The following is a 21,988-nucleotide window of genomic DNA, read 5'->3' as shown; positions in this document are numbered from 1 at the left end:
AGGCACACATGACCGACCCGGTGACGCTGGACGGCGAAGGCACGACCGGCGAGTTCGACGAGAAGCGAGCCGAGAACGCCGTACGCGAGTTGCTCATCGCGGTTGGGGAGGACCCGGACCGGGAGGGGCTGCGGGAGACCCCTGCGCGGGTCGCCCGGGCCTACCGGGAGATCTTCGCCGGACTGTGGCAGCAGCCGCGCGATGTGCTCACGACGACCTTCGACCTCGGCCATGACGAGATGGTCCTGGTGAAGGACATCGAGGTCATGAGCAGCTGTGAGCACCATCTGGTCCCGTTCGTCGGTGTGGCGCACGTCGGCTACATCCCTTCGAGCGACGGGAAGATCACGGGCCTGTCCAAGCTGGCCCGGCTGGTGGACGTGTTCGCCCGCCGACCCCAGGTCCAGGAACGGCTGACCACGCAGATCGCGGATTCGCTGATGGAGATCCTCGAACCGCGCGGAGTGATCGTGGTAGTCGAGTGCGAGCACATGTGCATGACGATGCGCGGAGTCCGCAAGCCGGGTGCAAAAACGATCACCTCGGCGGTTCGCGGGCAGCTGCGGGATCCTGCGACGCGTGCGGAGGCCATGAGTTTGATCATGGCCCGCTAGGGAGTGTGCGTGCCAGGGCACGACAGGCAGACGGGCGTGTGAGCACTCGACCCAGGGCGTTCGCGCTGGAGCGTCGGACGGGGGAGCCGGTCGAAGGGGCATCCAGGGCCCCGCTGCTCGTGGGGCGCCCGGGAGCGACCGCGGGCGCGGAACGGCGCTCTGTACTCGGGTGGGGTGCTTCGCTGGGTGGGATCGGGCCTACGGAGGACTACGCGTGGGCCGGCCCGGGCCCGGTGGTGTTGCCGGGGTCGCTGTCGTCAGGAAGGCGGCACACCCGCTCCAGGAAGAACGCCGCCGCGATCACCGCGACCCCTGCCAGGACGGAGAACCCCGCGTAGATCGCCTGGTCCCGTCGGGACGGAATGTCCAGCGAGCCCAGCAGAAACACTCCCGTGCCCCCGTACATCCCGCTGACCAGAGCCGCGACCAGTGCGCTCGCCTGGCCGAAGACCACCGCGCGGGCCGCCATCAGCGGCTCCACTCCCTTGGCTCCCGGCCGGCGCTCCCGCTGGGCCTTCAGCCGGGATCGCAGCGACAGGGCCGTGGCCGTCAGTACGGCGGCGATCGCCGCCAACACGATGGGGGCGGCCAGTGGCACGCTCGGCAGACTGCCGAAGGATTCCCAGAGGCGGGCGCCCGCCCAGGACAGCACCCCGGCACCGACGAAGAGACCGGCCAGCACTCCGAGCCGCAGTTGCTTCACCGAGAGAGCACGCCCTTCCTCACCTTGCCGTCCCATCTGCAAAAGATCATGCGTAGGCGCACGGCGGGGTGCACCTTCAACGCAAGAGCCTAACGACTACTCGGGCAGTCGAAGTTCCAGATCGGTGCGGGCGTGCACGCCACTCTGGCCCACGCCCTGCAACAGTCCCGCCACCGGACCGTGGCCCGGCAACTGTGCCTCCGGGTCGACTTCGAGCCAGGGGGCGAGCACGAAGGCGCGCTGGTGGGCCCGCGGGTGCGGCAGGGTGAGAGCGGGATCGTCCGACTCGACGTCCGCGTAGGTGACGATGTCGACGTCTATGGTCCGCGGGCCCCAACGCTCCTCGCGGACCCGGTCGAACGCCTCCTCGATGGCCTGCCCGCGCTCCAGGAGGGAAACCGGCGGCAGGGTCGTCTTCAAGACCACCACCGCATTGAAGTACGACGGCTGGGAGCCGGGGTCGACACCCCAGGGCTCCGTCTCGTAGACCGGGGAGACCGCTTTGACGCGGACCCCGGGGGTGTCCTCCAGGGCGTCGATCGCACCCTGGAGGGTCTCCAGGCGGTTGCCCAGGTTCGAGCCGAGGGAGACCACGGCCCGCTTGGGGTTGGAGAGGGTGGCGTCCGCCGCGTCCACCTGCTCGACGACGGAAGCCGGAACCGGCTGCACGGTGGGGTCGCTCATACTCGGCTCCGGGTGATGGTGATGGTGACGTCGTCGAAGGGCACCGTGATCGGGGCGTCCGGCTTGTGGACCACCACCTCGACCTCTTCGACACCGTCGTGTTTGAGGCAGGTCTGCGCGATGCGCTCGGCCAGGGTTTCGATGAGGTCGACGGGCTCGCCCTCGACGACCGCCACGACCTCCTCGGCCACGATGCCGTAGTGCACGGTCTTCGCCAGGTCGTCGTCGGCCGCTGCGGGGCGGGTGTCGATGCTGAGCGCCAGGTCGACGATGAAGGTCTGGCCTTCCTCGCGCTCCCGGGGAAAGACGCCATGGTGCCCGCGGGCCTTGAGGCCGCGCAGCGCGACACGATCCACGCGAATCACTCCTGCTGTCGTAGGTCTGACGGGCACCGGACCGCCGCCGAGCGGTTCCTGTCCCCAATCGAATCTACCTGCGACCACTGACACCACTCGCTCACGGGGTGCGGTGGCGGGGCTGCTGGCGGCTGGATCGGGCGTTTGCCCGGGGCATGGTCAGCCAAACCCGATGACGGACGCGTACGACAATCAGCCACGCGGCCGGCGGACGATCGCACCCCGAGATCGCACCGCGGCCGGTTGCTCGGCGGGGGAACCTCCGGCGGCGAAATCCTCAGGCGGGGGATTCCTCGTCCTCCCCGCCCGTTTCTTCGTCGTCGCTCTCGGTGAGGACGGGAGACCCGTGGTGGGACCAGATACGCCACCCGTCCGGCGTGCGGCGGAAGACGTTGGTGGCGACGACCAGCTGTCCCACGAGGGGTCCCAGCTCACCGCTCTCCTCCGCCGGGCCGCCGCTGAGGATGTTCTCCGTACAAGTGACGAGGGCGGTGTCACCGGCGAGGCTCACTTGCACATCGGTCAGGAAGAACTGGATGTACTCGGTGTTCGCCATGATGAGCGCATAGGAGCGCAGCACTTCGCCGCGACCGGAGAGCACGGGCCAGCCGGGGTGGATGCAGGAGATCTGGTCGTCCAGCCAGAGGTCGGAGAGGGCCTGGAAGTCCCCCCGCTCCATCGTCTCGTAGAACGTGGTGTTGGCCTCTTCGACCAACTCGATGTCGGTACGGCTCACCGGGCGGCCTCGACGGCGTGTGCGACCCGTACGGCATCCGCGGTGGCCCGGACTTCGTGGACCCGGACGGCCCAGGCGCCCTCGTGGGCGGCTATGGCGGAGACCGCGGCGGTTGCTGCGTCCCGCTCCCTGGCGCGTGGTGGGGTGCCGTCCTTGGCCAGTACGTGCCCGAGGAACCGCTTCCGGGACGCGGCGACCAACAGGGGGCGGCCGAGGCTGCCGAGATCACGGAGGTGCGCCACCAGCGCCAGGTCGTGAGCGGCCTCCTTGGCGAAGCCGAGGCCGGGATCGATGACGATGCGATCGGGGTCGATGCCGCCGTCGACCACGGCGGCCATCCGGTCGCGCAGTTCCGTGGTGACTTCGGCGACCACGTCCCCGTAGAGCGCGCGGCTGTTCATGTCGTGGCTGAAGCCGCGCCAGTGCATCACGACGAAGGGCACCTCGGCGGCGGCGACCGCGGGCACCATCTCGGGGTCCGCGAGCCCACCGCTGACGTCGTTGACGAGGATGGCGCCAGCGGCGACCGCTCGGGCCGCCACCCGGGCCCGCATGGTGTCCACGGAGACGGTGACGCCCTCGGCGACCAGCCCGCGGACGACGGGGACGACCCGGCGCAACTCCTCCTCCTCGTCGACCCGGCTGGCACCGGGACGGGTGGACTCACCGCCGACGTCGACGAGGTCCGCCCCGTCGGCGACGAGGTCGAGGCCCCGTTTCACCGCGGCGGTGGTGTCGAACCAGCGACCGCCGTCCGAAAAGGAGTCGGGTGTCACATTGACGACTCCCATGACCGCACAGCGACCCCATTCCGGCAACCCGCGCAACGTACTCATACGTCCAGCCTAGGCCCGCCCGCCGACAGTCGCGGCCTCCGGTGCTGCCCCAGGTGCGGGGGTGGCACCCGATGTTCCCCTCGTCGACGGCAGGTGAAGCGGCCCCGGCCACCGGGAGTGGTGAGGTCGATGCGATCCGCAGCGCCGGCGGCGGGTCCGGCCCGAGGCGGTCACGGCTGCTGCGGACCGCTGGCAACCGTGCCGATGGAGTCCAGCGCCACCGCCGTACGGGGAAGGTTCTGGGCGTCGGCGTCGATGGAGCGGCGCAGCGCCTCGTGGAGCCTGCCCGGGGTGAGGACCCCCAGGAAGCGTTCGGACTCCCCGTCGACGACGGCGATCCACCCCGCGTCGTGCTGCAACATCGTGGCGAACGCCTGCTTGAGCGAGGAGCCCAGCGGCAGCCGGGCGTCCATCCGCCGGGCGCGCTCCCGCACCGTCGCCGATCCGGCGGCGGGTCCCGCGTGCTCGGCGGAGAGCCAGCCGTGCAGATGGCCCGAACCGTCGAGGACGACCGCCCAGCGGGCGCCGAGCTCCGCGGGCAGCGGATCGTCGAGACGCACGATCGGGGGCTGCTCCAGATCGCCCTCTTCGATGGGGGTCACCGACAGACGCTTGAGACCGCGGTCGGCGCCCACGAAGTCCGCGACGTAAGGCGTGGCCGGGGTGCCGAGCACCGCGGCCGGGGCGTCGAACTGCTCGATCCGCCCCTGTCCGTAGACGGCGATGCGGTCGCCGAGTCGAACCGCCTCCTCGATGTCGTGGGTGACGAACAGGACGGTCTTGCGGACTTGTGACTGGAGCTTGAGGAACTCGTTCTGGAGGTGCTCGCGCACCACGGGGTCCACGGCGCCGAACGGCTCGTCCATCAGCAGGACGGGCGGATCGGCCGCGAGCGCCCGGGCCACCCCGACCCGTTGGCGCTGGCCGCCGGAGAGTTGCTCGGGGTAGCGGTTCCCGTAGATGGACGGGTCGAGGCCCACCAGGTCCAGCAGTTCGGCGGCCCGGGCCCGGGCCTTCGACCGCTGCCAGCCCAGCAGGTGGGGCACGGTAGCGGTGTTGTCCAGGACGGTCTTGTGGGGGAAGAGCCCCACCTGCTGGATGACATAGCCGATGCGGCGGCGCAGGGTGACCGGATCGACGGTGGAGATGTCCTCACCGGCCAGGGATATGCGTCCTTCGGTCGGTTCGATCAGGCGGTTGACCATCTTCATCGTGGTCGTCTTGCCGCAGCCGGACGGCCCCACGAGCGTGACCAGTTCGCCCTCGGCGACCTCGAACGACAGGTCGTCCACGGCGGTGGTCCCGTCCGGATAGCGCTTGGTGACGTGCTCGAAGCGAATCATCGTTCCCCCTTGTGGCAGTTGTGGCAGGTGCTGTGTGAAGGCCGTGTTGCCGCTCTGTGGGCTCTCGGACGATTGTCAGTGGCCAAGGTTATGGTCGTCAGACATACGTTCGGCGTGGGCGGGGAGGAGGGGAACATGAGTATGCGGCTGGCCGCTCAGGGCTGTCTGGCGGCCAACGACTGGATCTGTGGTGAGTACCTCCGCAGCCGCAGCCAGGAGTTGACGGACGCGACGGTCGAGCACGTGTGGATCACCGTTGCATCGGTCGTCATCGGGCTCCTCGTGGCGTTCCCCCTCGCTCTCCTCGCCCGTGCCAAGCCCGCGTTCGCCGGTGCAGTCCTCGGACTGACGACCCTGCTGTACACGATTCCCTCGCTGGCCATGTTCTCGCTGCTGCTGCCCGTCTTCGGACTGTCGTCGGCGCTGGTCGTCACAGGTCTCGTGCTCTACTCGCTGACCATCTTGGTACGGAACGTCCTGGCCGGTCTCGCGGCGGTGCCCGCCGATGCGCGGGAAGCCGCCCGCGGCATGGGCTACGGCCCGGTTCGGCTGCTGTGGGAGGTCGAACTACCCCTGGCACTGCCCGCGGTGATGGCCGGACTGCGGATCGCGACGGTCTCCACGGTCGCCCTGACGACCGTCGGCGCGCTGGTGGGCAAGGGCGGGCTGGGCAATCTCATCGACGACGGAGTGCAGACGACGTTCAAGGCGCAGGTGCTGACCGCGTCCGTGCTCTGTGTGCTGCTGGCCGTGACCGCCGATCTCCTGCTCCTGGGGGTCCAGAGGCTGCTCACCCCCTGGACGCGCACGCCCAAGGCGCAGGAGAGCGCCCCCGCGCGCTCCCGGGAACGAATACCGCCGTCCGGGCATGATGCGGCGCACCACGGGGCACGGCGAGAAGATGCGCACGCGGTCGAGGGGGCGAACTGATGGGAGTCCTCGCCGACGCCTGGGCATGGCTCACCACCGGGGCGAACTGGGAGGGGGAAGGTGGTGCTTGGCACCGCCTGGGGGAGCACGTGTACGTGAGCGGGTTCGCTCTCGTGGTGGCGTGCGCCATCGCCCTGCCGCTCGCCCTCTGGCTCGGTCATCTGGGGCGCGGGGGAGCGCTCGCGATCAACGTGTCCAACGCGGGCCGGGCGGTACCGGTGTTCGCCGTGCTCGCCCTGTTCATGCTCACACCGCTGCGTACCGCGGGCTATGCACCGACGATCATCGCCTTGGTGCTCTTCGCGGTGCCCCCGCTCCTCACCAACGCCTATGTCGGGATGCGGGAGGTGGATCGTTCCGTGGTGGAGGCGGCCCGCGGCATGGGGATGTCCGGCTGGCAGCTCTTCTTCCGGGTCGAGCTCCCCTTGGCCTACCCCCTGCTGATGACCGGTCTGCGCTCCGCGGCCGTACAGGTGGTGGCCACGGCCACGATCGCCTCCATGGTCGGCCAGGGCGGGTTGGGGCGGATCATCACCGCGGGGTTCAACACCTACGACACTGCACAGGTGGTGGCCGGCGCGCTCCTCGCGGCGGGACTGGCCCTGCTGGTGGAAGTGGTGTTGGTGGCGGCCGATCGATTGGTCAACCCCCTGCGGAAGCCTGCGCAGAGGCGGCGGAAGGAGCCGGTTCCGGTGCCGTCCGCCGGCTGAGTCCGGGAAGCCCGTCACCGAAACCGTCACTGCGGCGAGGTCGATGTGTGCTCCCTCCCGTTTGCAGTGGCCCACCCCCGCAACGGCCGGCCGCTGCGACAGGGCGGCCACCGCGAACCCGCCCCTTCCCACCCGCTCCCTCACCTCCCATACGTGACACGACTTCTCAACCCTCGAAGGAGAACCCGATGCGCAAGACCTCTCGTACGGCGGGAGCGGTACTGGCCGTGGCGGCCCTGGTGGGTTCGCTCGCCGCTTGCGGCGGCGACAGCCTGGAGAAGTCCGAGGGTGACGGGAAGGCCGCCGGCTCCGGCAAGAAGGGCTCCCTGACCATCGGCGCCGCCTCGTTCACCGAGGCGAAGGTCCTGGCCGAGTTGTATGCCCAGACCCTCTCCGACGTCGGATACAAGACCTCGATCACCACCGTGAAGAACCGCGAACTGTATGAACCCTCGTTGGAGAAGGGCGAGATCGACATCGTGCCGGAATATGCGGCGACGATCGCGGAATTCCTCAACGCAAAGGTGAACGGACCGAAGGCACCCGAGGAGAAGCCTGTTGCCTCCAGCGATGTGAACGCAACCGTCGCCGCCCTCACCCGACTCGCGGAACCCCGTGGCCTGAAGGTGCTTCCGCCCGGTGCGGCCGTCGATCAGAACGCCTTTGCGGTGAGCAAGGAATTCGCCGAGAAGAACGACCTCAAGACACTTTCCGATCTCGGAAGATCAAAACTGAAGGTCAAGATCGCCGCCGGTGACGAGTGCGAGGTCCGGCCGTTCTGCGCACCCGGCCTCAAGGCCACGTACGGCATTGACGTGACCGGTGTTGACCCCAAGGGCGTGGGAACACCGCAGTCCAAGCAGGCATTGCGGGACGGCACCGTACAACTCGCCCTCACCACGACCACGGACGCCGTGCTCGACGGGCTGGTCCTCCTGGAGGACGACAAGAAGCTCCAGAACGCGGACAACGTCCTGCCCGTGGTCAATGCCAAGGACGCGGGCAGCCCGGAGATAGCCGAGGCGCTCGGAAAGCTCACCAAGGTACTGACGACGGCCGATCTGGCGGAGTTGAACCGCAAGGTGGACGCCGAGCGCGCGAAGCCCGAGGACGCGGCCCGGGAGTATCTGGAGTCCAAGGGGCTGCTCAACTCCTAGGAGTCGAAGGGCAGCTCAACTCCTGGAAATGCGGGTCCCGGAGTGGGCTTTCCCCGAGCCTCTGAAAGCTCCGGGACCACAGTGGCCGGTGAGCTCACGGAGGTTCGGGGTGAACCACATGGGGCCTTCACCAGAGAAGACGAGAGAATTGAGTACCCACCATCCCCTTTGACGTCTACGCACGGTAAATTTCTGGCCATGCCACGTGGACGCCACCGTCATTCCCCGCCCCTGCACAGGATGCTGCCGCCGGTCGCGGTTGCCGGAGCGTCGGCGCTCTGTGCCGTCGGCTCTTGGACGTTGGTGGATCCCGTGATGCTGCGGACCCTGGTCGCCGCCGCGGCGGCGGCAGCCGGCACGGGCGCGGTGATGATGCGGCTGTGGGACCGGGAAGCCGGTCGTCAGGTCGCTGACCTCACCCGCGCCCGCGCCCATGACGCCTGGCAGTCCGAAGAACGCATAGCCGAGTTGGAGACGGACGTCGAAGAGTCGCGCGAGCTGCGCGTCAAGCTCGACGCCAAGCTGCGCGCCAAGCGGGTGGAGCTCGCAGCACTCCGGGGTGAGCACGCCGCACTGCTGAGGCGGTACGCGACCGCCGAGACCGAACGGGCCGGAGCGCTGGAGGAGCGTCGACAGCTCACGATCGAGGTGGCGGCGCCCAAGGCGCTCGCCCTGATCGGCTCCACGCCCACCGCGGACGTCTTCCTGCGCGCAAAGAAGGCCCTGGACGAGCTCACCGACAACGCCACGGCCCAACGCGAGCGGCGCCAGGCGGCCGAAGCAGGGCCCCAGGACTCCACGGAGCCCGCCGGCGGGGAGTCGGCCGCGGAGTCGACCGATGTTGAGACGGCCGGTGTCGAGTCGGCCGGTGTCGAGTCGGCCGGCGCGGAGGCGACGGAAGCAACCGACGAACCGGATGCGGCGGTGGAGGAGTCGACCGACGCCACGCCCAAGAACGACCGGCCCGAGAGCGATCAGCCCAAGAACGACCGGCCCAAGAACGACCGGCCCAAGAACGATCAGCCCGAGAGCGAAGAGCCGGTCGCGGCGGCCGACGAGGTGGACGGCCCACGCCAGGAGCCCGCGGCGGAGGTCGAGACCGAGCACACGGACGTGGTGCCGGCTGAACACACCCGTCCGGCCGTCGCCCCCGCCCGGCGCTCCGCCGGCGCCAGGGCCATCGCCCCGTACGGGCCGCGCAGACTTCCCGAGCCCCGCCCCGAAGGCGGGTTCAACTTCTTCGGCGCCCAGCGTGCGGCCGGTACGGTTCCGCCTCAGCGGGAGGGCGCGCCCAGCCCGGAGGACACAGGAGCCGACGAGGCCGAGACGCCGGGCCCCACCGCTGCGCTGCCGTCGCACGCACCTCGATCAGCATCCGTCGCGGCTTCTCCGACGGTGCCCCAGCAAGCGGCCCCGCCGCTGTCGCCCCCGAGCCGTGTTGCCACTCAGCCCGGTCTCCTGGACGACGTACACCAGGAGGACCTCGCCGATGTGGTCGGCGAGGAGACCCTGGCGGCGCAGCGTACCGACCCGGCGCGTGCGGTCGGCGACGTCATCGATCTGACCGTGCACGAGGAACCGCAGCAGGGGCGGGTGCCGGTGGGCAAGCTCCGCAAGGCGGTCGGCTCGTAGCGGCGCCCGGTCGGGCGCCCACCGTCGGGCGCTCACCTCGGATGCCCACCGTCGGACGCGGCAGCCGGTTTCCTGATGCGCAAGCGCTCCGGCGGTCCGGCGAGCCCTACTTGTCGATGTCGCCGACGACGAAGAACAGCGACCCGAGGATCGACACCATGTCCGCGACCAGCGTTCCCGGCAGCAGTTCGGTGAGCACCTGGATGTTGTTGTACGAGGCCGAGCGCAGCTTCAGGCGGTAGGGCGTCTTCTCGCCCTTGGACACCAGGTAGTAGCCGTTGATGCCGAGGGGGTTCTCGGTCCAGGCGTAGGTGTGGCCCTCGGGGGCCTTCAGCACCTTGGGCAACCGCTGGTTGATCGGGCCGGGCGGCAACTGGGCGATGCGGTCGAGGCAGGCGTCCGCGAGGTCCAGCGCATTGTGCGTCTGGTCCAGCAGCACCTCGAACCGTGCCAGGCAGTCTCCCTCGGACCGGGTGACCACCTTGAGGGTGTCCTGGAGCTCGCCGTAGGCCAGGTAGGGCTCGTCGCGACGGAGGTCGAAGTCCACTCCCGAAGCGCGGGCGATGGGACCGCTGACCCCGTAGCCGTGCACCGCGGCGGCGGACAGGACTCCCACGTCACGGGTCCGCCCGCGGAAGATCTCGTTGCCGAGGACCAGCCGGTCGTACACGTCCATCCGGGAGCGGACGTCCGCCACCGCGTGCCGCACCCGACCGGTCCAGCCGGCGGGGAGGTCCTCCTTCAGCCCGCCCACCCGGTTGAACATGTAGTGCATCCGCCCGCCGGAGATCTCCTCCATGACGCCCTGGAGCTCCTCGCGCTCGCGGAAGGCGTGGAAGACGGGGGTGATGCCGCCGAGTTCCAGCGGGTACGAGCCGAGGAACATCAGATGGTTGAGCACCCGGTTCAACTCGGCGAGGAGGGTACGGGTCCACACGGCCCGCTCGGGGACCTCCATGCCCAGCATCCGCTCGACGGCCATCACCACGCCCAGCTCGTTGGAGAACGCCGAGAGCCAGTCGTGGCGGTTGGCGAGCATCACGATCTGGCGGTAGTCGCGGGCCTCGAAGAGCTTTTCGGCACCCCGGTGCATATAGCCGATGACGGGTTCCGCGTGCTGGATGACCTCGCCGTCCAGGACGAGACGAAGGCGGAGGACGCCGTGCGTGGAGGGGTGCTGCGGGCCGATGTTCAGCACCATGTCGGTGCTTTCTGCGGCTCCGCCGATTCCGAGGGTGGTCTCCGTCATGGGGTCAGTATCCCCCTGACCGGGGACGCCCCGGGAGCCCGGTCCGGCAGACGGGCCGGCCGGGACGGGCGCGACCTGTACGGCTGTCCCGGCCGGCCGGTCGCGTACCGCAGTGGGCCTCCGGGACGAGGCCGTCTCGGCATGCTCCCCTCAACCGTACGTTTCTTCTGTTCTCTTACGCTTCTTCCTTCGGGGGCACCGGCTGTCTGAGCCAGACGAAGTCGCCGAGCCCGCCCGGAAGCAGCAGTTCGGCCGCCTCTGACGCTTCGGACAGCGCGCGCAGGTATCCCGTCGGATCGGTGGTCGCCCGGGCGATCGGCGGGCGCTCGGGCACCACGCCCAGCGCCCGCAGGGCATCGCGCTGACTGGACAGCACGGCTCCCGGCAGCGCGCACGCGTCCAGTGCCACATGGGCGGTGAGATCACAGCTCCCGTCCGGCACCGGTCGCACCTCCCTGCCTCCGCGGAACCCCGTCAGCGTGCCGAACAGCGGTCGGTCGGCAGCCGAGTGCGCGTAGTCCACCGCCACCGCCAACCCCGCGTCCAACGTCGCCACCGCCCTCGCCCACGCCGTGTCCCGCGGTCGACCGATCTCCGCCCGTGTCCCCGGCTCCGTCAGGGGCCACCAGCGCGCCAGCCATGCGGCGTCCGCACCCGTCACCGGTGGACCGAGGCGTTCCGTACCGTCGGGGGCGACGAGGACCCGTCGCGCCACCCCGTCGTCGTCCGCCTCCGCCACGTCCACGGGCACGTTGTCGAGCCATTCGTTGGCGAACAGCAAGCCCCTGACCCCTTCCGGCGGCCGGGGCGTCCACTCGATGCGGGCGTCGAGCCCCGCTGGCCGGGCGGCGCGCTCCACGGCGTACGCCCGTACCGGAAAGTCGTCGGGCAGGGCCGCCAGCACGCCCGCCAACAGCTCTCCCCGCCCCGCACCCATGTCCACGATCACCGGGTCGCCCGCCCCCGGACCCAGATCCGCAACCGTCTCCCGGAACAGTCGGGCGACGGCCGCCGCGAAGAGGGGCGAGGCGTGCACCGAAGTGCGGAAGTGTCCCGCCGGCCCCTCGGGCCTGAGATAGAAGCCGCCGGGCCCGTAGAGGGCGGCTTCCGTGGCTTCCCGCCAGCCCGGCCATTCACATGTCTCGTCCGTCACACCGGTAAGTCTCCACCTTGCGGAGTACGCCTCCGCAGTTCGGATCGCTCTGGCGGTTGACCCCGGCGGCAGTCAGGGTTCCCTACTCTGGGTTACGTGCAGCGCGTCTATGAGTTCATCCGCAGACACCCGACGGGCGTCGACACCTTCTGGGGCATCGTCCTCTTCGGGTTCACCGTGCTGTGGGTGGCCACGGGCACGGGCGATGACACCGGTCCCGTCTGGGCCGCGCTCCTGCTGGGGGCCGCGCTCAGTCTGGTCCTCGCGCTGCGCCGCCGCAGGCCGGAACAGATGTTGGTGGTCGCGGCCGGCACGGGCGTGGCACAGCTGATCCTGGACGTGCCGGTCAACCTGGCCGACTTCGCGATGCTCGTGATCATCTACACGGTCGCGGCGCACGACCGCTCCCGCTGGGCCTCCCGTCTCGCGCTCGCCGGCGGACTCGTCGCCTCCCCCCTCGCTCAGCTGCGCTGGCCGAGCCCCGAGGCGACGACGACCCAGCAGGTCTTCCTCGTGATCTTCCTGGCCGTGCCGTTCGCCCTCGCCTGGGTGCTGGGCGACTCGATACGCACCCGGCGCGCCTACTTCGCCGAACTGGAGGAGCGCGCCACCCGACTGGAGCGGGAGCGCGAGGCACAGGCCAAGGTCGCGGTGGCGGCCGAGCGGGCCAGGATCGCCCGGGAGCTGCACGACGTGGTCGCCCACAACGTCTCGGTCATGGTCGTCCAGGCCGACGGCGCGGCCTACGTCCTCGACGCCGCGCCCGACCAGGCCAAGCAGGCGCTGGAGACGATCTCGACCACCGGCCGGCAGGCGCTCGCCGAGATGCGGCGACTGCTCGGCGTGCTGCGCACGGGCGACGACCCGGAGAGCGGTGAGTACGTCCCGCAGCCCGACGTCCAGCAGATCGAGGACCTGGTCGAGCAGGTGCGTCGTGCGGGTCTGACCGTGGACTTCCGGATCGAGGGGACACCCCGTCCGCTGCCCAGCGGCGTCGAACTGACCGCGTACCGCATCGTTCAGGAAGCACTCACCAACACGCGCAAGCACGCGGGCCCCGAGGTCGGTGCGAGCGTGCGGCTGGTCTACTTCGACGACGGCCTCGGACTGCTCGTCGAGGACGATGGCCGCGGTTCCGCCCACGAGCTGTACGAGGACGGCGGAGCGGACGGCCAGGGGCACGGGCTCATCGGGATGCGGGAGCGCATCGGCATGGTCGGCGGAACGCTGGATGCCGGTCCGCGACCCGGCGGGGGCTTCAGGATCAGCGCACTGCTGCCGTTGAAGACCGCTTAGCCCGTCCCGGCCCGCAGCGGGCCGGGACGCGGAGGGTCCCGTCGTACCGCGCCCGTGCTGACGCCGCTGCCGCGCCACCTACGTACTCTGGCGGTATGACTGATGCCACCGCCGGAACGCCCGCAACGCACGTAAGAGTCATGCTCGTCGACGATCAGGTGCTGCTGCGCACCGGCTTTCGGATGGTGCTCGCCGCCCAGCCGGACATGGAGGTGGTCGCCGAGGCCGGCGACGGCGCGGAGGCGATCGAGGTGTTGCGGTCGACGGCGGTGGACGTGGTGCTGATGGATGTGCGGATGCCGCGTCTGGACGGCGTCGAAGCCACCCGGCGCATCTGTGCCCAGCCCGATCCGCCCAAGGTGCTCATCCTGACCACGTTCGACCTGGACGAGTACGCCTTCTCCGGACTCAAGGCCGGGGCCAGCGGCTTCATGCTCAAGGACGTGCCGCCGGGCGAGTTGCTCGCGGCGATCCGTTCGGTCCACAGCGGCGATGCGGTCGTCGCGCCCTCCACCACCAGGCGGCTCCTGGACCGCTTCTCGCCGATGCTGCCCAGCAGTGTGGGCGAGCCGAAGAACAAGGAGGTGGACCGGCTCACCGAGCGCGAGCGCGAAGTCATGCTGCTCGTCGCGCAGGGGCTGTCCAACGGTGAGATCGCGGCCCGCCTGGTCCTGTCGGAGGCGACGGTCAAGACCCACGTCGGACGCATCCTCACCAAGCTGAACCTCCGTGACCGGGTGCAGGTGGTGGTGCTGGCGTATGAGACGGGCTTGGTACGCGCCGGCGGCGGGACCCATTCCGCCGGCTGAGCAGGGTCGAACCGGTGGGTGGACGACCCGTCGCGGCGGTCCCTCGCCGTCTCCGGTCGTCCTGCCGGTGGTCGTCTCCGAGGTTCGTGTCCATGCTGCTCGGCGGTAGGGCGGAGGTAGGTCGGTTTGGTCGGGAAGCTGGTGTGGGTCAACGGCCCCTTCGGCGGCGGCAAGACCCAGACGGCGTGGGAGATCCACCGCAGGCTGCCCGGCAGTTTCGTCTGCGACCCCGAACGGGTCGGCTTCGGTCTGCACGGGATGATGCCGCCCGCGCTCCGTGACGACTTCCAGGACCTGGCCGCCTGGCGACAGGGGGTCTTCGAAGCCCTGGACGTCAGCCTGCGCTCCCATCCGGGGGTCCTGATCGCCCCCATGACCCTGGTGGAGCCGGCGTACTTCGAGGAGATCGTCGGACGGCTGCGGGCGGCGGGGCACGACGTCCACCACTTCGCTCTCCTCGCCGAGCGCGAGACCGTGCTGCGTCGCTTGCGGGAGCGCGGGCTGGGGACCGGCCTCAAACGCGAGAGCTTCGCCGTCCGCAAACTCGACCACTGCCTCGACCGGCTCGGCGGGCCGCTCTTCGCCGAGCACGTCCACACCGACCGGGTGAGCGTTCCGCAGGTCGCCGATCTCATCGCCGACCGCGCCGGGCTGCTGCTGAGACCCAACAACGACGGGCCGCTCACCCATCGGCTGCGCAAGGCGTGGCGGGGCATCCGACACATCCGGCTGGGCTGACGGGCTGGGCTGACGGGCTGGGCTGGCGTGCCGGGAGGTTTCCGTCCGGAGGGTCGGTCCCGGCACGGCTGTCGTCACGGCCCCGTCAGGACAGTCGGCTGAGGAACTCCCCGACCGCCGCCCGGACGTCCTGCGCCGTCCACGTCAGGCCGGGCTCCGCCACCGTCAGTTCCGTGACCGAGGTTCCCGGAGGAGCTCCCTCCGCCGCCCACCAGACCCGGAACAGCGTTACCCCCGTGCTCTCCGCCTGCTCCATCGACGCCTTCTCCAGCCGGTCGTGCCCATAGGGCAACCAGACGTGGAACTGATGGGTGTGCGGCACCTCGGGAACGATTTTGAACCAGGGCACGTCCGCATCCCGGAGTGCCTCGTGCAGCGCTGCGGCGACCGTCTTGGCGTGGGCCACGTACGAGGGCAGCCGGGGCAACTCGCGCTCCAGTCCGAGCAGGGCCGACAGGGCCGTCGGGTACTGCTGGAACAACTGGCCGCCGTAGCGGTGCCGCCAGGCCCGGGCCTCGGCGATGACCTCGGTCGGACCTGCCAGCGCTGCGCCCGACATCCCCCGGAGCGACTTGTAGAAGGAGACGTACACGCTGTCCGCGAGGGAGGCGATCTCCGCCAGGGAGCGACCGAAGTGAGGGGCGCACTCCCACAGTCGTGCGCCGTCGAAGTGCACCACTGCATCGCGCTCCCGTGCCGCATCCACCACGGCCACCAGTTCGTCCCAGGACGGCAGGAGGAATCCCGGCTCCCGCAGCGGCAGTTCCACCATCAGGGTGCCGAAGGGCTCCTCGAAGTCGCGTACCTCGTCGGCCGTCGGCAATCTGGGCTCCCGCACGGGATGGACCGTGCGCAGGCCGCTCACCACGCTGAACGCGTTCCGCTCGTGGACCTCGGGGTGAGCCATCGGATGGAGCGCGACCGTGGTGTTGCCCGTGCGCCCCGCCCAACAGCGCAGCGCGACCTGCTGGGCCATCGTCCCCGTGGGGAAGAAGACCGCGGCCGGGAACCCCAGGAGGGCGGCCGTCCGCTCCTCCACCTCCTCGACCACTCCGTCGCCGTAGAGATCGGCCCATTCGTCCAGGTCGTACACATGTTCAGCGTCCGCGGTCAGTGCCGCCAACCGCTCTCCGATGCGATCCTCCGTGGGCGGCTGCCAGAGCTTTTGCTGCGAAGCCCGCCATGCGTCGCGTCGCCGCCGTTTGTTGTCCCGCTCGCTCGTCTCCGCCATCCGACGATCATCCCCGAGGGGCCCGAGTGGCGCCGCACACAGCCTGTGGACAACCATCGGGGGGCAAGTGGTGCTGGCGTAGCATGACGGGACATCGTCCGGTACCCGCCGCGGACTGGAACGGAAGGTCTGCACCGCGTGAATGCCACAGCCCCCCAAGAGCCGCTCGACCCCCGGGACCGGCCCGCCCGTCTGACGGTCGGCGTCGTCGGAGCCGGCCGGGTCGGACCGGCCCTCGCCGCCTCGCTCCAGCTCGCCGGACACCGTCCCGTCGCCGTCTCGGCCGTCTCCGAAGCCTCGGTCCGCCGGGCCGCCGTCCTGCTGCCCGACGTCCCGATCGTCCCGCCCGCCGAGGTGCTCGCCCGCGCCGAGCTGGTCCTGTTGACCGTCCCCGACGATGCGCTGCCCGCCCTCGTCGAAGGACTCGTCGACACCGGGGCGGTCCGTCCCGGTCAACTGCTGGTCCACACCTCCGGGCGGTACGGAGTGCAGGTGCTGGCCCCCGCGACCCGTGCCGGCGCGCTGCCGCTGGCCCTCCACCCCGCGATGACGTTCACCGGCACCAGCGTCGACGTACAGCGACTGGCCGGATGCTCCTTCGGGGTCACCGCCCCGCAGGAGCTGCGGCTCGCGGCCGAGGCGCTCGTCATCGAAATGGGGGGCGAGCCGGAGTGGATCGACGAGCAGGCCCGTCCGCTCTACCACGCAGCCCTCGCCCTCGGGGCGAACCACCTGGTCACCCTGGTCGCCCAGGCGATGGAGCTGCTGCGCACCGCGGGAGTCGCGGCACCTGATCGGATGCTCGGCCCCCTGCTCGGAGCGGCCCTGGACAATGCGCTGCGCTCCGGTGACGCCGCGCTGACCGGGCCGGTCGCCCGTGGTGATGCGGGGACCGTAGCCGTCCACGTGGCGGAGCTGCGCAAGCACGCCCCCGCCACCGTCGCGGGCTATCTGGCGATGGCGCGCACCACCGCGGACCGCGCGCTCGCCCACGGTCTGCTCAAACCCGAACTGGCCGAGGACCTCCTCGGCGTACTGGCAGACGGTGGTCGGCCCGCGGGCGGAGAGCGCGCGTGAACGGCGCCCATGAGTCGCGCGAGCGGCCCGTTACCTCCCCCGCCGAGCCCGCCGCCGGTGCAGCGGACCAGGAGCGCACCCGTCCGCTGGGCTCCATCACCTCCCGCCCCGCGGGCTTCGAGTTGGTCCCGACCCTCGATGACCTGGGATACGTCCTCGAACACCTGGCCGCACCCGGCCACACCGCCGTCGTGATGACCATGGGCGCCCTCCACGAGGGGCACGCCGCTCTGATCCGGGCCGCACGCGAACGCGTGGGCACCAAGGGCTTCGTCACCGTGACCGTCTTCGTCAACCCGCTCCAGTTCGGCGCGGGTGAAGACCTCGACCGCTACCCCCGTACCCTCGACGCCGATCTGACCCTCGCGGAGACGGCCGGCGCCGACATCGTCTTCGCCCCGTCCGTGGCGGAGATCTATCCCGACGGCGAACCCATGGTGAAGCTCACCGCCGGCCCCATGGGGGAGCGCCTCGAAGGCGCCAGCCGCCCGGGACACTTCGACGGGATGCTCACCGTCGTCGCCAAGCTGCTCCATCTCACCCGCCCCGACCTGGCGTTCTTCGGACAGAAGGACGTCCAGCAGCTCGCCCTGATCCGACGCATGGTGCGCGACCTCAATCTGCCGGTGGAGATCGTCGGGGTGGACACCGTGCGCGAGGAGGACGGGCTCGCCCGCTCCAGCCGCAACCGCTACCTCTCGGCCGCCGAGCGTGACACCGCGCTGGCCCTCTCCCGCGCCCTGTTCGCAGCCCAGGACCGCCAGGCCGCCCAACAGGCGCTCCTCGCCCGAGCCGAAGCCACCCCCGGCAATCTCGCCCGGGCCGCCGCCCTGTCCGCACTCGGGGAGGCACGGGCCGCGGCCGACGCAGCCGCTGTGGCGCAGGCCGCCCCGGCCGGTGCCGCCGCCGTGCGCGCCGCCGCCCGCACGGTGCTCGACGACGCCGCACGGGCCAACCCGCCGCTCGTCCTCGACTATCTGGCGCTCGTCGACCCGGCCACCTTCACCGAGGTCCCCGACGACTTCGAGGGAGAGGCGGTCCTCGCCGTCGCCGCCAAGGTCGGTGCGACCCGCCTGATCGACAACACCCGCCTCAGGTTCGGAGCCACCTCGTGAGCACGACCCACCCGCACGGCCCGGGCATACGGCTCAACGCCCCCGCTCCCGGCTGGTCCATCGCCGCCGACGTCGTCGTCGTCGGCTCCGGTGTCGCCGGGCTCACCGCCGCCCTGCGCTGCGCCGCCGCGGGTCTGACCACCGTCGTCGTCACCAAGGCCCGCCTGGACGACGGCTCCACCCGCTGGGCCCAGGGCGGCATAGCCGCCGCGCTCGGTGAGGGCGACACCCCCGAGCAGCACCTCGATGACACCCTCGTCGCCGGCGCCGGCCTCTGTGACGAAGAGGCGGTCCGCGCCCTGGTGACCGAGGGCCCCGCGGCGGTGCACCGGCTGATCGCCACCGGAGCGATCTTCGACACCTCTGCGGCCGGTGAGATAGAGCTGACCAGGGAGGGCGGCCACCACCGCCGTCGCATCGCGCACGCCGGAGGGGACGCCACCGGCGCCGAGATCTCCCGCGCCCTCGTGGAAGCCACCCGCGCCGCCTGTCTGCGCACCATCGAGAACGCCCTGGTCCTCGACCTCCTGACCGACGCCGAGGGCCGTACCGCCGGAGTCACCCTCCATGTGATGGGCGAGGGACAGCACGACGGGGTCGGCGCGGTCCACGCCCCCGCCGTCGTCCTCGCCACCGGCGGCATGGGCCAGGTCTTCTCCGCCACGACCAACCCCGCGGTCTCCACCGGCGACGGCGTGGCACTCGCCCTGCGGGCCGGCGCCGAAGTGTCCGACCTGGAGTTCGTGCAGTTCCACCCGACCGTGCTCTTCCTCGGTACGGACTCCGAGGGCCAGCAGCCCCTGGTCTCCGAGGCGGTACGCGGTGAGGGTGCCCACCTCGTCGACGCCGAGGGCATCCGCTTTATGCTCGGTCAGCACGAACTGGCGGAACTGGCGCCCCGGGACGTCGTGGCCAAGGCCATCATGCGTCGGATGCGGGAGCAGGGCGCGGACCATATGTACCTGGACGCCCGCCACTTCGGCGCCCGGATGTGGGAGCACCGCTTCCCCACCATCCTCGCGGCCTGCCGTGCCCACGGCATCGACCCGGTCAACGAACCGGTCCCGGTCGCCCCGGCCGCGCACTACGCCTCCGGAGGCGTCCGCACCGATCTCCACGGCCGCACCACGGTCCCCGGCCTCTGGGCGTGCGGCGAAGTCGCCTGTACCGGGGTCCACGGCGCCAACCGCCTCGCCTCCAACTCCCTGCTGGAGGGGCTTGTCTTCGCGGAGCGCATCGCGGCCGACATCGCGCTCAAGGCAGCCGCCGGCACCCTCACGGCCGGCGCCCCCCAACCGCCGGGCACACCGTCCGTGCTGCCCCTGATCGACCCCGACACCCGCCCCGCCATCCAGCGGATCATGTCCATCGGCGCCGGTGTGCTGCGCTCGGAGGAGAGCCTGAGGGAGGCCGCAACGGCCCTTCAGGCCGTGCACGCGAGCGCGGTCAGCGGCGAGCACGCCCACCACGCCAAGCAGGCGGAACCCGGCGTCGACTCCTGGGAGACCTCGAACCTGCTCTGCGTCGCCCGGGTGCTCACGGCCGCCGCACTGGAGCGTGAGGAGACCCGCGGCTGCCACTGGCGCGAGGACCGCCCCGACCGCGACGACCTCGGATGGCGCCGCCATCTGGTCGTGAGCATCGCATCCGACCGCTCGCTCGTGGTCACCCGCACCGAGCGCACCGCCTTTCCCGCGACGGCCCCCGACCCCCTTCCCGGGCACCGGGCCGATCCCCCCTCCCCACCACCCGTACCGCCGACCGTCCCCCACGTCCCCAGGGAGCACCAGCCGTGAGCACGCCCGAAGAACGTCCACTCCCCGTGGACGTACCGCTGATCCAGATCAGCGCCGCCGAGCCCGAAGGCGGTGGCTGCGGGGACTCCTGCGGCTGCGCCCAGGGCGCCGACGAGGAGTACGAGTGCGGACTTGACCCCGCGCTGGCCGCGCTGCTCGCCGAGGCCGGCCTCGACCCTGTACAGATCGAGGACATCGCCTATCTCGCACTGAGCGAGGACCTCGACGGCGGTGTGGACGTCACCAGCGTCGCGACCGTCCCCGAGGACGCCGTGGCCACCGGTGACTTCACCGCCCGCGAGGCCGGCACCGTGGCCGGACTCCAGATCGCGGAGGCGGTGCTCTCCGTCGCCGCGACCCGTGAGTTCGCCGTGGAACGCCACGTCGACGACGGCGACCAGGTCACCGCCGGTCAGAAACTGCTCTCCGTGACCGGCAGCACCCGGGACCTGTTGACCGGCGAGCGCAGCGCGCTGAACATCCTGTGTCGCCTCTCCGGCGTGGCGACCGCGACCCGCGCCTGGGCGGACGTCCTCGAAGGGACCAAGGCGAAGGTCCGCGACACCCGCAAGACCACACCCGGGCTGCGCGCCCTGGAGAAGTACGCGGTCCGCTGTGGCGGCGGCGTCAACCACCGGATGTCCCTCTCGGACGCCGCGCTCGTCAAGGACAACCACGTGGTGGCGGCAGGCGGGGTGGCCGACGCCTTCAAGGCCGTGCGGGACGCCTACCCCGACCTGCCGATCGAGGTCGAGGTCGACACGCTCCACCAGGTCCGCGAGGTGCTCGACGCCGGCGCCGATCTGATCCTGCTGGACAACTTCACCCCCGCCGAGACCGAGGAGGCGGTGGCGCTGACCGACGGCCGGGCGGTCCTTGAATCGTCGGGCCGACTGACCCTCGCCAACGCCCGTGCCTATGCCGACACCGGCGTCGACTACCTCGCCGTGGGGGCGCTGACCCACTCCGCTCCGATCCTCGACATCGGACTCGACCTACGCGAGGCTGAGGTCTGATGCTGCTCACGATCGACGTCGGCAACACCCACACGGTCCTCGGCCTCTTCGACGGCGAGGAGATCGTCGAGCACTGGCGGATCTCCACGGACGCCCGACGCACCGCCGACGAACTCGCCGTCATCCTCCAGGGGCTGATGGGGATGCACCCCCTGCTCGGCGTCGAGTTGGGCGACGGCATCGAGGGCATCGCGATCTGTTCGACGGTCCCCTCGGTCCTGCACGAACTGCGCGAGGTCACCCGCCGCTACTACGGCGACGTCCCCGCGGTGCTCGTCGAGCCGGGCATCAAGACCGGGGTGCCGATCCTCATGGACAACCCCAAGGAGGTCGGTGCGGACCGCATCATCAACGCACTGGCCGCGGTGGACCTCTACGGCGGGCCGGCCATCGTCGTCGACTTCGGTACGGCGACGACGTTCGACGCGGTGAGCGTGCGCGGCGAGTACGTCGGCGGGGTCATCGCCCCGGGCATCGAGATCTCGGTGGAGGCGCTGGGCGTCAAGGGCGCACAGCTCCGCAAGATCGAACTGGCCCGGCCGAGGAGCGTGATCGGCAAGAACACGGTCGAGGCCATGCAGTCGGGCATCGTCTACGGGTTCGCCGGCCAGGTCGACGGCGTGGTGCGTCGGATGAAGGCCGAACTCGCCGCCGCGGACCCGGATGACGTCACCGTGATCGCAACGGGCGGACTGGCATCCATGGTGCTGGGCGAGGCATCGGAGATCGACGAGCACGAGCCCTGGTTGACGTTGATCGGTCTGCGTCTGGTCTACGAGCGGAACGTCTCCCGCATGTGACCCGGGG

The 21,988-nt window shown here is 70.7% G+C and carries 22 protein-coding genes; 13 read left to right on the top strand and 9 right to left on the bottom strand.

What is annotated here, in order from left to right:
- The first annotated feature begins 8 nt into the window (after positions 1 to 8).
- A complete protein-coding gene (folE, locus tag ABZ348_RS18240; protein ID WP_358934150.1) occupies positions 9 to 614 on the top strand; it encodes a GTP cyclohydrolase I FolE in 606 nt (201 codons plus the stop codon).
- Between the two features lie 208 nt (positions 615 to 822).
- Here the strand turns inward: folE and ABZ348_RS18235 are convergent, their stop codons facing one another.
- The 6 genes from ABZ348_RS18235 to ABZ348_RS18210 form a co-directional block, all read right to left on the bottom strand.
- A complete protein-coding gene (locus ABZ348_RS18235) occupies positions 823 to 1,317 on the bottom strand; it encodes a DUF3180 domain-containing protein (RefSeq protein ID WP_358934307.1) in 495 nt (164 codons plus the stop codon).
- 96 nt (positions 1,318 to 1,413) lie between these two features.
- The gene (gene folK / locus ABZ348_RS18230) at positions 1,414 to 2,001 is read right to left on the bottom strand and encodes a 2-amino-4-hydroxy-6-hydroxymethyldihydropteridine diphosphokinase (RefSeq protein WP_358934148.1); all 588 of its coding nucleotides are present in this window, start codon (positions 1,999 to 2,001) and stop codon (positions 1,414 to 1,416) included.
- On the bottom strand, positions 1,998 to 2,357 hold the full coding sequence (folB, locus tag ABZ348_RS18225) for a dihydroneopterin aldolase (protein WP_358934146.1): 360 nt from the start codon (positions 2,355 to 2,357) through the stop codon (positions 1,998 to 2,000). Before folB ends, folK begins: the two co-directional genes overlap by 4 nt.
- Before the next feature lie 277 nt (positions 2,358 to 2,634).
- Positions 2,635 to 3,093, bottom strand: coding sequence for a nuclear transport factor 2 family protein (locus ABZ348_RS18220; protein WP_358934144.1), 459 nt, complete (start codon positions 3,091 to 3,093; stop codon positions 2,635 to 2,637).
- Positions 3,090 to 3,929 (bottom strand): dihydropteroate synthase, encoded by an 840-nt coding sequence (gene folP / locus ABZ348_RS18215; RefSeq protein WP_358934143.1) that lies wholly within the window; start codon positions 3,927 to 3,929, stop codon positions 3,090 to 3,092. Before folP ends, ABZ348_RS18220 begins: the two co-directional genes overlap by 4 nt.
- A 170-nt stretch (positions 3,930 to 4,099) precedes the next feature.
- Positions 4,100 to 5,272 (bottom strand): betaine/proline/choline family ABC transporter ATP-binding protein, encoded by a 1,173-nt coding sequence (locus tag ABZ348_RS18210; protein ID WP_358934141.1) that lies wholly within the window; start codon positions 5,270 to 5,272, stop codon positions 4,100 to 4,102.
- Between the two features lie 147 nt (positions 5,273 to 5,419).
- On the opposite strand from ABZ348_RS18210, the gene ABZ348_RS18205 reads away from it, so the two are divergent.
- The 4 genes from ABZ348_RS18205 (at position 5,420) to ABZ348_RS18190 (ending at position 9,701) form a co-directional block, all read left to right on the top strand.
- Positions 5,420 to 6,202, top strand: coding sequence for an ABC transporter permease (locus ABZ348_RS18205; RefSeq protein WP_358934305.1), 783 nt, complete (start codon positions 5,420 to 5,422; stop codon positions 6,200 to 6,202).
- Entirely contained in the window at positions 6,202 to 6,912 is a 711-nt protein-coding gene (locus ABZ348_RS18200) for an ABC transporter permease (RefSeq protein WP_358934139.1), read from the top strand. The genes ABZ348_RS18205 and ABZ348_RS18200 overlap by 1 nt, the downstream gene beginning before the upstream one ends.
- Before the next feature lie 188 nt (positions 6,913 to 7,100).
- Positions 7,101 to 8,069: an ABC transporter substrate-binding protein gene (locus tag ABZ348_RS18195; RefSeq protein WP_358934137.1), complete on the top strand. Its 969-nt coding sequence runs from the start codon at positions 7,101 to 7,103 to the stop codon at positions 8,067 to 8,069.
- A gap of 198 nt (positions 8,070 to 8,267) precedes the next feature.
- Positions 8,268 to 9,701: a hypothetical protein gene (locus ABZ348_RS18190; protein WP_358934135.1), complete on the top strand. Its 1,434-nt coding sequence runs from the start codon at positions 8,268 to 8,270 to the stop codon at positions 9,699 to 9,701.
- A 106-nt stretch (positions 9,702 to 9,807) separates the two neighbouring features.
- Here ABZ348_RS18190 and ABZ348_RS18185 read toward each other — a convergent pair whose 3' ends face one another.
- Complete coding sequence (locus ABZ348_RS18185) at positions 9,808 to 10,950, bottom strand: NADH-quinone oxidoreductase subunit D (RefSeq protein ID WP_358934133.1); 1,143 nt, start codon at positions 10,948 to 10,950, stop codon at positions 9,808 to 9,810.
- A 175-nt stretch (positions 10,951 to 11,125) separates the two neighbouring features.
- Complete coding sequence (locus ABZ348_RS18180) at positions 11,126 to 12,103, bottom strand: SAM-dependent methyltransferase (protein WP_358934131.1); 978 nt, start codon at positions 12,101 to 12,103, stop codon at positions 11,126 to 11,128.
- Positions 12,104 to 12,199: 96 nt separating this feature from the next.
- Between ABZ348_RS18180 and ABZ348_RS18175 the strand changes: the two genes are divergently transcribed.
- From ABZ348_RS18175 to ABZ348_RS18165, 3 genes are all read left to right on the top strand, one after another.
- The gene (locus ABZ348_RS18175; RefSeq protein WP_358934130.1) at positions 12,200 to 13,399 is read left to right on the top strand and encodes a sensor histidine kinase; all 1,200 of its coding nucleotides are present in this window, start codon (positions 12,200 to 12,202) and stop codon (positions 13,397 to 13,399) included.
- A gap of 95 nt (positions 13,400 to 13,494) precedes the next feature.
- Positions 13,495 to 14,208, top strand: coding sequence for a response regulator transcription factor (locus tag ABZ348_RS18170; protein ID WP_358934128.1), 714 nt, complete (start codon positions 13,495 to 13,497; stop codon positions 14,206 to 14,208).
- 126 nt (positions 14,209 to 14,334) lie between these two features.
- Positions 14,335 to 14,946 (top strand): AAA family ATPase, encoded by a 612-nt coding sequence (locus ABZ348_RS18165; protein ID WP_358934126.1) that lies wholly within the window; start codon positions 14,335 to 14,337, stop codon positions 14,944 to 14,946.
- Between the two features lie 85 nt (positions 14,947 to 15,031).
- Here ABZ348_RS18165 and ABZ348_RS18160 read toward each other — a convergent pair whose 3' ends face one another.
- The gene (locus ABZ348_RS18160) at positions 15,032 to 16,177 is read right to left on the bottom strand and encodes a beta-eliminating lyase-related protein (RefSeq protein WP_358934124.1); all 1,146 of its coding nucleotides are present in this window, start codon (positions 16,175 to 16,177) and stop codon (positions 15,032 to 15,034) included.
- A gap of 138 nt (positions 16,178 to 16,315) precedes the next feature.
- Between ABZ348_RS18160 and ABZ348_RS18155 the strand changes: the two genes are divergently transcribed.
- The 5 genes from ABZ348_RS18155 (at position 16,316) to ABZ348_RS18135 (ending at position 21,981) form a co-directional block, all read left to right on the top strand.
- Complete coding sequence (locus tag ABZ348_RS18155) at positions 16,316 to 17,254, top strand: DUF2520 domain-containing protein (protein WP_358934122.1); 939 nt, start codon at positions 16,316 to 16,318, stop codon at positions 17,252 to 17,254.
- Positions 17,255 to 17,397: 143 nt separating this feature from the next.
- On the top strand, positions 17,398 to 18,369 hold the full coding sequence (gene panC, locus ABZ348_RS18150) for a pantoate--beta-alanine ligase (protein ID WP_358934303.1): 972 nt from the start codon (positions 17,398 to 17,400) through the stop codon (positions 18,367 to 18,369).
- Positions 18,366 to 20,165 (top strand): L-aspartate oxidase, encoded by a 1,800-nt coding sequence (locus ABZ348_RS18145; protein ID WP_358934120.1) that lies wholly within the window; start codon positions 18,366 to 18,368, stop codon positions 20,163 to 20,165. The genes panC and ABZ348_RS18145 overlap by 4 nt, the downstream gene beginning before the upstream one ends.
- Entirely contained in the window at positions 20,162 to 21,181 is a 1,020-nt protein-coding gene (gene nadC, locus ABZ348_RS18140; protein ID WP_358934118.1) for a carboxylating nicotinate-nucleotide diphosphorylase, read from the top strand. Before ABZ348_RS18145 ends, nadC begins: the two co-directional genes overlap by 4 nt.
- The gene (locus ABZ348_RS18135; RefSeq protein ID WP_358934117.1) at positions 21,181 to 21,981 is read left to right on the top strand and encodes a type III pantothenate kinase; all 801 of its coding nucleotides are present in this window, start codon (positions 21,181 to 21,183) and stop codon (positions 21,979 to 21,981) included. The genes nadC and ABZ348_RS18135 overlap by 1 nt, the downstream gene beginning before the upstream one ends.
- Positions 21,982 to 21,988: the final 7 nt, after the last annotated feature.

Origin of the sequence: Streptomyces sp. NPDC005963 (genome assembly GCF_040638655.1) — a bacterium.
GTDB lineage: Bacteria > Actinomycetota > Actinomycetes > Streptomycetales > Streptomycetaceae > Streptomyces.
The sequence above is the reverse complement of the archived record's forward strand: the minus strand, read 5'-3'. Positions and strand labels throughout refer to the sequence as shown.

Bases quoted from the DNA above. Each gene is read 5' to 3' on its own strand.
- ABZ348_RS18170 (WP_358934128.1), top strand. From the start codon at position 13,495: ATGACTGATGCCACCGCCGGAACGCCCGCAACGCACGTAAGAGTCATG.
- ABZ348_RS18160 (WP_358934124.1), bottom strand. From the start codon at position 16,177: ATGGCGGAGACGAGCGAGCGGGACAACAAACGGCGGCGACGCGACGCA.
- ABZ348_RS18185 (WP_358934133.1), bottom strand. From the start codon at position 10,950: ATGACGGAGACCACCCTCGGAATCGGCGGAGCCGCAGAAAGCACCGAC.
- folE (WP_358934150.1), top strand. From the start codon at position 9: ATGACCGACCCGGTGACGCTGGACGGCGAAGGCACGACCGGCGAGTTC.
- ABZ348_RS18135 (WP_358934117.1), top strand. From the start codon at position 21,181: ATGCTGCTCACGATCGACGTCGGCAACACCCACACGGTCCTCGGCCTC.
- ABZ348_RS18210 (WP_358934141.1), bottom strand. From the start codon at position 5,272: ATGATTCGCTTCGAGCACGTCACCAAGCGCTATCCGGACGGGACCACC.
- ABZ348_RS18200 (WP_358934139.1), top strand. From the start codon at position 6,202: ATGGGAGTCCTCGCCGACGCCTGGGCATGGCTCACCACCGGGGCGAAC.
- folP (WP_358934143.1), bottom strand. From the start codon at position 3,929: ATGAGTACGTTGCGCGGGTTGCCGGAATGGGGTCGCTGTGCGGTCATG.
- ABZ348_RS18190 (WP_358934135.1), top strand. From the start codon at position 8,268: ATGCCACGTGGACGCCACCGTCATTCCCCGCCCCTGCACAGGATGCTG.
- folK (WP_358934148.1), bottom strand. From the start codon at position 2,001: ATGAGCGACCCCACCGTGCAGCCGGTTCCGGCTTCCGTCGTCGAGCAG.
- ABZ348_RS18195 (WP_358934137.1), top strand. From the start codon at position 7,101: ATGCGCAAGACCTCTCGTACGGCGGGAGCGGTACTGGCCGTGGCGGCC.